Origin of the sequence: Marispirochaeta aestuarii (assembly GCF_002087085.1) — a bacterium.
Lineage (GTDB): Bacteria > Spirochaetota > Spirochaetia > JC444 > Marispirochaetaceae > Marispirochaeta > Marispirochaeta aestuarii.
In genome coordinates, this window is the sequence record NZ_MWQY01000015.1 from 46995 (window position 1) to 59334 (window position 12340).

Here is a 12340-nt window from a genome sequence, read left to right on the forward strand (position 1 = left end):
ATAAGGGAATGAATACACACGGAGCTTATATTTCAGAGGCAGAATCGCTGCGATTTGCAGACAAGGATGGGATTGAAAGTCTTATACAGCAGTGGTTCCGTTCTGATTCTCTGGGGCTTACTTTTCCGGGAGTGCTGGAGGATCTGTTTGAAACGGATACCGGACGACGACGCGCGAATCGATTGTATTTGAGAGGAACCGCAGCGCTTCTCTTCTACCTGGTTTTTTTACTGGCCGATTACTATATGGTTCCGGATATTTTCCGGTCAGCCCTGGTTGTGCGTTTCGGAATCGTACTTCCCCTGTCCATTGTCGCGATTCTTTATCTGTCCCGTAATCCATCTCCCTTCAAAAGAGAAGTCGCCACGGTATTCATATTTTTAATTGCAGTATTGAGCTTGATTTATCTGTTTTTTATAAGCAGACACCAGTATGCTTCTTCGTATCATCTGGGGCTGATTCTGATTCTGGTTTTCGCCAATCAGGTTACCCGATTGCGGTTTTACTATGCCCTGGCTTTGTCCTTTCTCACTCTGGCGGCGTACTGTATTTTTTTACTCCTTCACCCGCTGATTCCCGGAGGCATCAAGATCCACAACACGCTGTTCCTGGGGGCGACGGCGGTAATGTCGCTGATCAGTAACTATTCTCTGGAAAAAGAAATTAGAATCAATTATCTTCTTGCACTGCAGGAAAAAATCAAGATTCTGGATTTATCCGACCGAAACAAGCTGTTGCATGAGATATCGAGAATTGATCCGTTGACCGGAATCCCTAACCGGCGGCACCTTGAGATTTATCTGGATACTCTGCAACAGTCATCCAGTCTTAACAGACTGGCAATAATACTCATTGATCTGGACTTTTTTAAAAAGTATAACGATTATTACGGACATCAGCAGGGCGACAACTGCCTGCAGAAAGTGGTGTCGGGAATTAAACAGGAGCTGCGTAATGGTGCTGATCTCTTTGCCCGATACGGCGGAGAAGAGTTCATCGTAGTGCTTCCGGACCTCGGGATTCATGAAGCCCGCAGTGTGGCTCTTCGTCTGTGTGAAAGAACGGAAAAACTTGCCATGCCCCATGAAGCAGCTCCTGCCCCCGGGTTGGTGACAATCAGCTGCGGAGTCGCTTCCGCTGAACGGCCGTTTTCCGCCGGGTTTAAGGATCTTGTTCGGCGTGCAGATCAGGCTATGTACCGGGCCAAGTCGGAAGGCCGGAACAGGGTCATGGAATAGAACTGAAAATTCTGTTTGCTCTTGACTATCAATCAACGAGGGTCCAGAATTACTCCCATGAACCATAAAGTTTTTTATTTTACCGGTACCGGAAACTCCCTCTGGGCAGCACGTCTGTTGAGTCGTGAACTCGGGAGCGCTGAGCCTGTTCCCATTATTTCCCCCGGGGCCTTTGATGGCATTAATGAGCTGGACAGTGTTGGTATTGTCTTCCCTGTCTATATGCACCGCATGCCCCATATCGTTGCAGAAACGCTGCGTCGTTTACCAAAGGCCGGCTATCTCTACGCTGTTGCGGTAAATGGAGGAGATCCGGGCAAGGTCTTCCGCTTTTTTCGGAAACAGATCAGGCCGACAGGTAACATTCTGAACGCGGGCTTCAGCATTCTGACCCCAGGCAACTACCTCCCCATGGGAGAGGCGATTCAGGGTGAGGCCCTGGATGACCAGCTGCAGAGGGGAGCTGAAAAGGTGTCCCGTCTGGCCGGAATTGTAAAACGGGCGGAAGCGTATTTTGACGAAGAAGGCAGCTGGTTCAGACGCAACATATCTCCCGGACTCTTCTATTCCCTGGGATACAGATACATTGCAAAGCTCGACAGTTCCTTCAGTGTGGATGATTCCTGCACTTCCTGTGGAACCTGTCAGCAGGTATGTCCGGTGAATAATGTGCGGCTGACGGATGGGAAACCCGTCTGGCACCAAAACTGCCAGTTGTGCATGGCCTGTCTTAACCTGTGTCCCGAGGGGGTTATACAGTTTGCAGACAAGACCCGGGGGCTCAGGCGATACAGGAATCCTTTTGTTGTTGCAGCCGATATTGCCGCACAGAAAGGTGTATAAAAGAACCGGGCAGATTGCTTGATCTGCCCGGCTTGAAACGTGAGGTTTCTCTAATCGACCGGACCGAATTCCTTGATCTTCCTGACGAATTTGCGGATACGTGAAAAATCTGCATCCGGAGGAGCGGTATCGGCAATAGACACTATAAGATTTTTACCATCCCCCGCATCGATAAGAAAATCATCGAGGAATTTTTCAAATTCGTATTCGGAAACGGAACTCGGCAGGAAAATAATCGAAGGCACCCCGCCATAGATTGTTACCGTATCCTTAAATGTTTCACGGTATTCCTTAAAGGAAACACTTGTCATGGGTGCGGGACAGATTGAATCGGCAATATCTATTCCACATTCCAAATAAAGGTCCAGGAGCCCGCTGTTTTCTCCATCCGTATGAGACAGCAGGTATTTCCCTTTTTCGTGGGCTTTGTCTGCGCAGGTCTTGAGGTCCGGAAGAATGTGCTCCCGGAAAAAAGGCGGGTTTTCTATGGTGGAGTCATAATTGGCTCCTACACGGAGTATTTCCGCCTCTGAGTTCAGGCCGAGATCCAGAGCATCGTAAAAAGATTTACTGATTTTGTCCGCCAGTTCCTGCATTTTTTCCGGATGGTCGAACATTTCGTAGCAGAACAGCTCAAAGGGCATGAGATATTTCGATAACAGATGGTAGGGAGATCCCTCGGAGCTTACCCAGAAAATCATGGGTCCCCGGTCTCCCGCCCGTTCCCTCCATGTTTCCCAGGCTTCCGGCCGGGGTTCAACTTTCATGTGTTCATAAATGTACCCCAGAGCCTCGTAGTCCTTCTCCGACTTGAATGCCTTTTCCTGTATATGGGTATTGGTTATCCCGGCCTTGCGCATTTCCATGGTATAGAGGGTTTGAGTCCTTATGGTTCCGTAAGGAGTAAAGTACTCGGAGATATACAGGTCTCCTTCCCTCCGGCACCTTTGGTCGCATTCAACGACTACCCGGTAGGGAATGTCGCTTGACTGATACCGGCCCAGAGCACGGTGAGCTTCGTCATCCTCGGAAGTCCGTTCAAGAAAGTTCGGGTTCGTGGTGTTGAATCCGACCTCCAGGTCTTCCATGATTTCCAGCAATGTTGCATTCCGGTATTCCCTTGGCAGAGTTCCCCGGTAATAGTTGGAGAGATACCAGAGGTCCATTCTCGGGGCGCAGGGCAGTTCGGGAGTCGGTTCTCCCTTGATTGCCGAAAGTATAATTTCACTGTAATTCATAACTAACCGCCAAACGCCTGGGCTACAACCCTGGGAAGAAACAGTACGAAGTCGGGAACGAATGTAATGATGAGGAGGGATATACCCAGGGGTACATAGAAATACCGCATTTCTTTAAGCAGGCTGCGAAAGGAAATTTTGGCAATATCCATCATTATAAAAAGAATTATACCGAAAGGCGGTGTAATGGCACCGATAAGCAGGTTCAATACCAGTATAACCCCGAAATGCACCGGATCGACTCCAAGCATCTGAATCAGGGGAAGCAGCGCCGGCACGGAGATGAAAAGGATGGCATTTGTTTCCAGAAAGCAGCCGACGATTAAAAGCATTATGTTGATCAGAATAAGCACGACAAATTTGTTTGTTGAGATTGAAAGTATAAAGTTCGCTATATGCATGGGCAGGTTGTTTGCCGCGATTATCCAGCCAATCGGAAATGCGGCCGCCATAATGAAGATCAGGACGCCGAAGGTTACCAGACTGTCAAGGGATGCTTCCTTGATCTCCTTTAAACCCAGTCGTTTGTTTATTACACCCAGTACAACAGCGTAAAATACGGCGATCGCTCCCAGTTCCGTGGGCGTGGCAAAACCAAAAAGTATTCCGAATACCAGGATCATGGGAGCGAGAAGTGCCGGTAATGCCATGACAAAAGAAAGGAAAATCTCTTTCAATGTACTGGCAGGTTCTACCGGAGTGTCAGCCCTGTTTGTCAGAGACATCCAATAGACAAGAAGCATCAGCAAAACACCCATCAATATCCCCGGGAGGATACCCGCCAGGAATAATTCCCCCAGGGAAACCTGGGCCAGAACGGCATACAGTACCATGATTACACTGGGGGGAATGATCGGACCTATTATGGATGAGGACGCTGTAACAGCCGCTGCAAAGGGAGCTTTGTATCCTTTTTTCATCATCTGTTCAATCTCAATGGTCCCAAGCCCTGCAGCATCAGCCTGGGCAACCCCGGACATCCCGGCGAATACTATACTTGCAGCGATATTCACGTGCGCCAGACCGCCTCTGATGTGCCCGAACAGGGAAGTCGCAAATTTGAAGATTGATTCGGCGATGCCGGAGCGGTTCATCAAATTTCCTGCAAGAATAAATAAGGGCATTGCGAGCAGGGGAAAACTGTCCAAACCGGGAGACATGCGGCGTGCGAGTATTGTCAAAGAGACCGGAATACCCTGGCCGGTAAAGAAATCAACTGCCAGATATCCAATAGAAGCTCCCATTAACGAGAACGCCACCGGGAACTCAAAAATCAATAATATCGCTGCGGTAAGTAAGAGAACTATAAGACTCATTGTTTTCCGCCCTCCAGCTTATAGGCCATGTAGTCGTTGAGCATTAAATAGGGGATAGTTATTATCATGGAGAATAAAGAGACCAGGAGAGGCAAAGAGAATACATAAAATCGAGGAATGAAGGGTATGGCAATGATATTACTCCGGGTTTCTATTGCGTACAGTCCGGGAGCGTTTTTTACAATTAAAAAGAGTATGAGCAGCATAAGGGAGTAGGATATTTCCGCAATGATCAGCTGTTTTCTGTAATCCAGTCTGAATAAGAAAGTGGAAATCTTGATATGCCGCTGATGTTTCGTACCTATGGCGGCCCCCAGAAAGGCCGCCCAGATAAAACCGTAGGTACAGAGTTCTTCGACCCATATCTGGGATTTGTTCCAGAACGCCCGGGTCATTACCTGAAAGCAAATACTCAGTACAATGAAGGCGAGCAGTGTCAATCCAAAAAATTTCTCAATGGCTTCGATTCTGCCCAGCATTCGGTTGTATTTGCTTAAAAATTTATCCAATGTCACTGTCGCCTTCCTTTATGAAAAATAGTTTCCTGCCTGTCCTTTATTCAGCCAGGTCGCGGACTTCCTGCCAGAGGCCCTTTCGCCATTCCCCGTCGTTTTCCATGGTTTCAACAGCGGAGGTACTCTTCTTTACAAACTCCTCCCGAGCTGCGGGACTCAGTTCAATCAGAGTTGCACCTTCATCTACCATTTTGTCGATGGTTTCAATGGTACCTTCCTCAGCGACCTTACGTGCAAGGTTGGCTGCTTCCTGTCCTGCTTCCAGAAGTATTTTCTGATACTCCGGAGACAGGCTCTCGAAAAGCTCGTTATTCATGGAAACCTGGTAGGTGGAAACAAGATGGTTGGTCAAGGTCACGTTGGGGCCGCTTTCATGGAATTTCGCACCGTAGGCTGCACCGATTGGGCCTTCAGCCGCTTCGATAAGTCCCGTTTTCATGCCGAGATATACCTCTCCCCAGGCCACGCGGTTCGGATTTGTTTCGAAGGTTTGCCACAGGAGCATATATGTTCTTATGTCCGGTACTCGCATTTTGAGACCTTTCAGATCATTCAGTTTACGTACAGGTTTTCTGGAAAACAGGATTCTGGGCTGTGTAGGAGCTATACCCAGGATTTTTATTCCGGCGTTTTCAATCAGTTCATTGCTGAGGGCTTCAAATGAACTGCTGTCGAAGAAACGCTGTACATGGTCATTATCATCGAAGGTAAATCCCCAGTTGAGGATGGCGAGATCCTTTACCCAGTTTGCATACCAGCCCGCGACATCTCCGTAGAACTGGACCGAACCTTCCATCATCTGTTCTATTACCTGAATATCATTACCCAATGATTCACCGGCAATGTGGTTTACAGTGATCATTCCGTTGGTTCGTTCCGTTACAAGCTTGCAGAAAAGTGCATTTGCGAGGTTGATCGGCGTTCCCAGGGAATCTGCTTCGCCGAAGGTCATAACGATTTTTTCTTCCCCGGCTGCTCCGCTTTCTTTGGAGCCTTCTGCAACAAGCGTTGTCGAGAAGCATAGAAATACAATTAGTACTGCGAGTAAACCCTTCTTCATGAGTTCCTCCTTATTGGATTTACGATAATTGTAGATTGGTTTATGTGAGTCATCCTCCGCAGTGATGAGAAGAAATTACAAAATAGTAAGCTTTTTGGTCTTTTTTTAAAAAAAGTTTAAAATGTTTAATTATAACAATAATAGTCTGAAATTACAGTCCAATCGGAAAATAATGATGAGGACGGTAATGAAGGGGCTTCTCTCCAACGATTCGTCTGAAGGCTGAATAGAAACTGCTCAAGGTGGAAAAGCCGCAATCGAAAGCAATGTCCGCCACTTTCCTGTTGGTATGCATAAGCATTTTCTGGGCCTCGGAGATTCTCAGGAACAGAATAAAATCATTCAATGACATTCCGTATTTTCGTTTAAATAAAGAGATAAGATACTTGGGATGGGTATTGATGGCATCAGCGATCTTTTCTGCATCGAGATCAAAATCTCTGAAATTGTCAATAATATATTCACAGGCACGTTTAAACAGTTTTGTGGACTTTACAGTTCCTTTACCATAGACAAGGTCCTGTAAAGAAAAATTGTTCGTCACTGGTGTTTTCCCGATATCCTCCAGAGTGCAACGTATCTGAGCGCATATGGAAAGCTGGGCCGCTTCACGTATTCTCTGGGAGGTATCGTTCAACTCCGCACTCCACAGGTAAAAAAGCGAGCTGTAGGCATTTACATGACGGTATATATCGGTGAGAATTAATCCATTCGTGAAGATATGACGAAATACCTGCGGGTTATCCACCCACTGGATGAACGAGGAAACCGGGACGCACATCCAGTACTGGGTCTGGTCAGGTTCAAGACTTTCGATGTAGTGAGGCATACCGCCCCAGAAGATCAGGAGTTTCCCCGGTTTTACCTCTATTTTCTGCCCCTGAAGTTCCAGATTGAAGGATCCTTTATCGACGAAAGTAATCTCGACCTCATTGTGACGATGGTAGTCGCCCCATTTGATTATGGGGGTGATCCCGCAATTGAAACCAAAATTATACTCTCGAATTTGGTTCATATACTCCCAGTGGATCGACAGATCCTGACGTTTGTGCTTCAGCTTCCTGTTGTGGTGATTGACCTAAATCAGTACCGGAAGTTGTGTCCTGCTGATGCTGAGTTAAGGATACAATAGGACTACACTTAGGGTGCATTGTTCTGCCTTTAAACAAGATTAGGATACAAGAATGCTGCTGTCAAGAAAATTATTACGTCTGGATGTAATTGCGACTTTGTTCATCCCATTTTATACTGTAGTTATTAGAAGAGGAGTAACACCATGCGAATAGGCTGCTGTACAAACATGCTCGCCAGAGAGGGCGATTCCGTCGGACAATGGGCGATCGAAGATATCGCGGACTTCGGCTACGAGTACCTGGACCTGCCGGTTGCCCAGATGATGGAGCTGGACGATGGGGAATTCGGGAAGCTCAAACAGCGGATACAGGCTTCCGGTCTTGAATGTGAGGCCTGCAATAACCTGTTTCCGGCCTCCATTAAGATAACCGGGCCGTCGGTCGATCTTTCTGCGGTTCGAAACTACCTGGATACGGCAATCCGGCGTGTCGAGGAGCTGGGAGCCAAGCTTATCTGCTTCGGAAGCTCCGGTGCAAGGAATATTCCCGCAGGCTTCCCGGTGTCTGCCGCCTGGGAACAGATGGTCTCGATCTGCCGAATCATCGATGAGTATGTTTCTCCCGGGAACATTACAATCGTTATAGAGCCGTTGAACCGGGGTGAGAGCAACATAGTGAACAGTGCAGCCGAGGGGTATGAACTCAGCCGGGCCGCGGACAGGAAGTCGATCCAGCTGCTGGTGGACTACTATCATCTGGCCCTGGAGAACGAGTCGGTGGATATCATCCTGAAGGCCGGTAAATCGGTCCGCCATTGTCACATCTCAAATCCTGATGGAAGAAGCTTTCCTTCCGGGAAGGACGGTGCGGTTTACGATGATTTCCTTCGTGCCCTGGGGAAAATCGGCTATACCGGACGACTCAGCGCGGAAGCCTTTACAAGTGATTTTACCCGGGATGGAAGGGAAGCTCTCCGCTTTCTGAAGGAGCGGACATCCCTTATAGAGGCCGGTGGGGCCTGACGCTGTTACTCCCTGCGTTCTGTCAGGGGAAATGTGCTTTCCACCAGAGGAAGATAACGCTTAAAACCTTCGGCGTACTCTATTTTGCGTTTGGCCCAGTTGGAAGCCTGGAAGCCCCGATGGGCTGCAAAGTGTCTGTAATAGAAGACCAGCTGGGGCTGACAGGCAAAACGTTTAATCGCTTCCGCCTTGGTTTCGTAGGTCTCATCTATGTCGATATAGGTATCGGGACTGAAGTTGTTGAACTCCGACATAGGGACCGTACTCTCGAAAAAATATAAATTCGGAAAGTAGTGGGCCGGAGTGTCGGGAAAAGAACCGATCTGCGCGGCATTTGTTGCGGCCCGCACTACCGCCCGGGATGTTACCTGATGGTCAACATTTGTAGGATCCTCAAGCCAGTGGGTAAGGACGATTTCCGGACGGATGTCGAGGATACGCCTGGTCAGCATCCTGGTACGCTCCTCGTCAAAAATCAGAGGATAATCCCTGTATCCCCAGAACTCTATTTCCGCTCCCAGGAAGTCCGCGGCCGCCTGGGACTCCCTGTGCCTGATTCCCTCGCACTCCTCCACGCTGCCGCCGGGGCTGTTGTTCCAGTAACCCCCGGATTCGCCCCTGGCCCCGTAAGTCAGGGCTATAATGTGAACATTCCAGCCCTCTTTTACGTATTTTGCGATTGTTCCGCCGGCCCGGGTGCAGTAGTCTGCGGCATGGGCACTTATTACCAGCATGTCCGTTTTTCCCATGGTCTGCCTCCTTTCTGGTGTTGCATGGGCATTATACTGTATTCCCTTCCGTGACGCAATGAAGAACCGGCCCGGCAGGAACGATCCTGATGATCGGTACGTGCCGGGCAGCCTTTATGGATTTCTTTTCAGCCGACCCTGTTTATCGCGCTCAGAATTGCCTTGTAGGAGGCAAAGGTTATATCCGTATCGATTCCGGCGCCGAATACCCTTCGGTTGTCCCCGGTAATGACGGAAATATATGCCACCGCCTGGGCGTCGGCCCCTTCCTTGATGGCATGTTCATCGAAGGACTCAAACTGAAAGTCAAAATCCACATACTGTTTGAGGCCGTGAACGAATGCATCGATGGGACCGTTTCCCCGGCCTTCGATATCCAGTGCCTTTCCGTTTTTCAGGATTTTCCCCGTCACATTCGCCATATGCTTCCCGGAGGCTTTGTCTGTTTCCATCCGAACATTTACGTCTTCGAGAGCGAAGGGCACGGTTGTATTCAGGTAGTTTTCTTCGAAGACTGCCCAGATCTCTTCCGGAACCAGCTCTTCTTCCCGTTTATCCGTCTCCTTCTGAATTAACAGACCGAATTCGGGATGCATTGCCTTGGGCAGGCTGAAGCCGAACTCGGTATCCATGATGTAGGCGACACCGCCTTTTCCCGACTGGGAGTTTATACGGACGATGGATTTGTAGGAACGTCCGACATCCCGGGGATCGATGGGCAGATAGGGAACATCCCAGATTTGTGATTCACCATCCGTGCGGGCATGCATGCCTTTATTGATGGCATCCTGATGTGAACCGGAAAAGGCAGTGTATACAAGCTCGCCCACATAGGGATGCCGCGGATGAACATCCATTCCGGTGCAGTAACGATAGACATCCCGAACATAGTTGATGTCGGTAAAATCGAGTCCCGGGTCAATTCCCTGGGAGAACATGTTCAATGCGATGGTCACCAGGTCGGCATTCCCCGTCCTCTCGCCGTTGCCGAAGAGCGTCCCCTCGACACGGTCCGCTCCCGCCAGGAGTGCAAGCTCCGTTGCGGCGATGCCGGTACCCCGGTCGTTGTGAGTGTGGAGGCTTACCTGCACGCTGTCTCTTTTATCCAGATGCCGGCACATCCATTCTATCTGATCGGCGTGAATATTCGGCGTGTGGGCCTCCACCGTTGCAGGCAGGTTTATTACCATCTGATGGTCCGGGGTCGGCTGCAGGACATCTATTACGGCGTTGCAGATCTCAGCGGCAAAATCCATCTCGGTTCCGGTAAAGCTCTCCGGACTGTACTCATAACGGATTCCGGGATTTTCTTCGGCGTCTCCCAGCTCCTTCACCAGTCGTGCTCCGCTTACCGCGATATCGATGATCTCTTTCCGGCTTTTTTTGAAAACCAGACGCCGCTGAGAAGTGGAGGTGGAGTTGTAAATATGTACAACGGCGTTTTTAACCCCTTTAAGGGAATCAAAGGTACGTCTGATCAGATGTTCCCTGGCCTGGACAAGGACCTGTACGGTAACATCCTCGGGAATGAGCTTGTCCTCGATCAGCTTCCGCATGAAATTGTATTCGATTTCAGCCGACGAGGGAAAGCCTACTTCAATCTCCTTGAAACCGATATCCGTCAGAAGTTTGAACATCATCAGTTTCTTTTCCATGTTCATGGGTACACTCAGTGCCTGGTTCCCGTCCCGCAGGTCGACGCTGCACCAGATAGGAGCTTTTTCAATAATTCTGTCCGGCCATGTTCTGTCCGGCAGGGGGATAGGCTCGTAACGCCGGTACTTGGTGTAATTCATGGTTTTCATTCTCTACCTCCAAAAAAAAATGCCATGGACCGTTTTTCGGCCCATGGCATGCAGGTTACCTCTTCAAGGTTCTGAAGCTAACTTCCACCTTGCAGGCTGCATGATCCGGGCCCTGTTCCCAGTAGGAGGAGAGCGAGTAGGGATAGCAGCAGGCTGCGCAGAAGGTTAATCTTCATAGTAAAAACCAAAGTAGTGCATAATGCACAGTTATTCAAGTAGAAATACTGTAATTCGCGAAAAAAATGAATAAACATTACTGATTATTTTGATCGCAAAGACGAAAAATCTGCAAAAAATACAAAAACTGCAGGCGATTGTAATATTGTGCAGAAACTTCGTAATTCTCTACAGCCGCCTCCCCTGGTTTTTGTTTGACAGCTCAGAATGGCCGACCCTATGATTTTTTCAAGCGTTTAACTTTAATAAGGAGAGAAAAATGAAACGTGTCCAGTTATTTCTTGTTCTTGTTGTTGCACTGATGCTTCTTCCCGCATCTGTCTTTGCAGGCGGGCAGGATGAAGCCGCTTCCTCAGGGAAGATCACTGTGACCTTTGCCGGGACCGAGGCAGCCACCACAACCCAGAGTAAGATGATGCAGGCTGTGGCTGATGTTCTTAATGCCGATGGGCGCTTCGATGCTGAGGTCCTCGTTGCCGGCGCATTGTCCGGAGATACGGATGCTCTGGTAACCCAGGCTAAACTCGGGGTACCCCTTGTCGTTCCCTCGGATCCCGGTCGTCTTGCAAGCCAGTTCAATATCCCCGATATGAACATCCTTATGGCTCCCTACATTCTTACCGATCCGGCGGTTCTTGAAAAGCTGCCTGATACCGAGCTGTTCAAAACCTGGTCGTCTCAGCTCGAGAAGCAGGGCATTGTACTTATCGCCGACATGTACAACGGGTTTCGTAACTTCTATACCGTAGAGAAAGTAGAACATGTGGAAGATCTTTCCGGAATGCGGATTCGAGGATTCGGTAATGATATCGGAAACGCCCTGGCAAAACACTTTGGCTTTGCGAATATCGCCATTCCCTTCGGAGAGGTTTTCCCCGCCATTCAGCAGGGCGCTCTTGACGGGACGGAAGTACAGGTATCAGCCGCGGCCGGAAATGCCTTCTGGGATGTTACACCGTATATTGCCATTACAAAGCACTATATGCTTCAGACCGCCTTTGTCTGTTCCACCAGACTGCTTAATGGTATGCCCGATGATGCCAGGGAATTTTTCCTGAAAACCATCCGCGAAAAGGCCCTGGAATACGGAAAAACCGGCGAGGAAGCGGAAGACGGGCTGTACCAGAAGATGGCAGATAACGGTGTTACCATCACAGAAGTTGATCTAAAGGAGTTTCAGGACGCTATTGCTCCCCTCTATAAAAACAACGACCTGAAATTCTCTCCGGGTCTGAAGGAAAAACTCTTCGACCAGCTTGGTATGTAAATCACAGGAGATTTCTCAGGGGGAGGATCCCGTGACC

General features: G+C 49.0%; 11 protein-coding genes. 4 read left to right on the top strand and 7 right to left on the bottom strand.

The window, feature by feature from the left end; all coding sequences use genetic code 11:
* The first annotated feature begins 8 nt into the window (after nucleotides 1–8).
* Both B4O97_RS13655 and B4O97_RS13660 read left to right on the top strand, forming a co-directional pair.
* A complete protein-coding gene (locus B4O97_RS13655; protein ID WP_083051632.1) occupies nucleotides 9–1238 on the top strand; it encodes a GGDEF domain-containing protein in 1230 nt (409 codons plus the stop codon).
* 57 nt (nucleotides 1239–1295) lie between these two features.
* Entirely contained in the window at nucleotides 1296–2081 is a 786-nt protein-coding gene (locus B4O97_RS13660) for an EFR1 family ferrodoxin (RefSeq protein ID WP_083051634.1), read from the top strand.
* 50 nt (nucleotides 2082–2131) lie between these two features.
* On the opposite strand, the gene B4O97_RS13665 is transcribed toward B4O97_RS13660, so the two are convergent.
* From B4O97_RS13665 to B4O97_RS13685, 5 genes are all read right to left on the bottom strand, one after another.
* Entirely contained in the window at nucleotides 2132–3319 is a 1188-nt protein-coding gene (locus B4O97_RS13665; protein WP_083051635.1) for a uroporphyrinogen decarboxylase family protein, read from the bottom strand.
* 2 nt (nucleotides 3320–3321) lie between these two features.
* A complete protein-coding gene (locus tag B4O97_RS13670; RefSeq protein ID WP_083051637.1) occupies nucleotides 3322–4635 on the bottom strand; it encodes a TRAP transporter large permease in 1314 nt (437 codons plus the stop codon).
* Nucleotides 4632–5150 (bottom strand): TRAP transporter small permease, encoded by a 519-nt coding sequence (locus B4O97_RS13675; protein ID WP_083051638.1) that lies wholly within the window; start codon nucleotides 5148–5150, stop codon nucleotides 4632–4634. The genes B4O97_RS13670 and B4O97_RS13675 overlap by 4 nt, the downstream gene beginning before the upstream one ends.
* A 40-nt stretch (nucleotides 5151–5190) precedes the next feature.
* Nucleotides 5191–6210, bottom strand: coding sequence for a TRAP transporter substrate-binding protein (locus tag B4O97_RS13680; RefSeq protein ID WP_198947079.1), 1020 nt, complete (start codon nucleotides 6208–6210; stop codon nucleotides 5191–5193).
* Nucleotides 6211–6361: 151 nt separating this feature from the next.
* Nucleotides 6362–7225 carry a helix-turn-helix domain-containing protein gene (locus B4O97_RS13685; protein WP_083051640.1) on the bottom strand — a complete coding sequence of 288 codons (864 nt, stop codon included), beginning with the start codon at nucleotides 7223–7225 and terminating at the stop codon, nucleotides 6362–6364.
* 261 nt (nucleotides 7226–7486) lie between these two features.
* Between B4O97_RS13685 and B4O97_RS13690 the strand changes: the two genes are divergently transcribed.
* Nucleotides 7487–8305, top strand: a complete 819-nt coding sequence (locus B4O97_RS13690; RefSeq protein WP_083051641.1) for a sugar phosphate isomerase/epimerase family protein — start codon at nucleotides 7487–7489, stop codon at nucleotides 8303–8305.
* A gap of 5 nt (nucleotides 8306–8310) precedes the next feature.
* Here B4O97_RS13690 and B4O97_RS13695 read toward each other — a convergent pair whose 3' ends face one another.
* On the bottom strand, nucleotides 8311–9054 hold the full coding sequence (locus tag B4O97_RS13695) for a PIG-L deacetylase family protein (protein WP_083051643.1): 744 nt from the start codon (nucleotides 9052–9054) through the stop codon (nucleotides 8311–8313).
* 128 nt (nucleotides 9055–9182) lie between these two features.
* Complete coding sequence (gene leuA, locus B4O97_RS13700; RefSeq protein ID WP_198947080.1) at nucleotides 9183–10859, bottom strand: 2-isopropylmalate synthase; 1677 nt, start codon at nucleotides 10857–10859, stop codon at nucleotides 9183–9185.
* A gap of 436 nt (nucleotides 10860–11295) precedes the next feature.
* Between leuA and dctP the strand changes: the two genes are divergently transcribed.
* Entirely contained in the window at nucleotides 11296–12303 is a 1008-nt protein-coding gene (gene dctP / locus B4O97_RS13705; protein ID WP_083051644.1) for a TRAP transporter substrate-binding protein DctP, read from the top strand.
* The last annotated feature ends 37 nt before the right edge of the window (nucleotides 12304–12340 follow it).

What these genes read in the sequence shown, in the direction of transcription:
- B4O97_RS13655 (WP_083051632.1), top strand. Translation starts at nt 9, where the DNA reads ATGAATACACACGGAGCTTATATTTCAGAGGCAGAATCGCTGCGATTT.
- B4O97_RS13660 (WP_083051634.1), top strand. Translation starts at nt 1,296, where the DNA reads ATGAACCATAAAGTTTTTTATTTTACCGGTACCGGAAACTCCCTCTGG.
- B4O97_RS13665 (WP_083051635.1), bottom strand. Translation starts at nt 3,319, where the DNA reads ATGAATTACAGTGAAATTATACTTTCGGCAATCAAGGGAGAACCGACT.
- B4O97_RS13670 (WP_083051637.1), bottom strand. Translation starts at nt 4,635, where the DNA reads ATGAGTCTTATAGTTCTCTTACTTACCGCAGCGATATTATTGATTTTT.
- B4O97_RS13680 (WP_198947079.1), bottom strand. Translation starts at nt 6,210, where the DNA reads ATGAAGAAGGGTTTACTCGCAGTACTAATTGTATTTCTATGCTTCTCG.
- B4O97_RS13685 (WP_083051640.1), bottom strand. Translation starts at nt 7,225, where the DNA reads ATGAACCAAATTCGAGAGTATAATTTTGGTTTCAATTGCGGGATCACC.
- B4O97_RS13690 (WP_083051641.1), top strand. Translation starts at nt 7,487, where the DNA reads ATGCGAATAGGCTGCTGTACAAACATGCTCGCCAGAGAGGGCGATTCC.
- B4O97_RS13695 (WP_083051643.1), bottom strand. Translation starts at nt 9,054, where the DNA reads ATGGGAAAAACGGACATGCTGGTAATAAGTGCCCATGCCGCAGACTAC.
- leuA (WP_198947080.1), bottom strand. Translation starts at nt 10,859, where the DNA reads ATGAAAACCATGAATTACACCAAGTACCGGCGTTACGAGCCTATCCCC.
- dctP (WP_083051644.1), top strand. Translation starts at nt 11,296, where the DNA reads ATGAAACGTGTCCAGTTATTTCTTGTTCTTGTTGTTGCACTGATGCTT.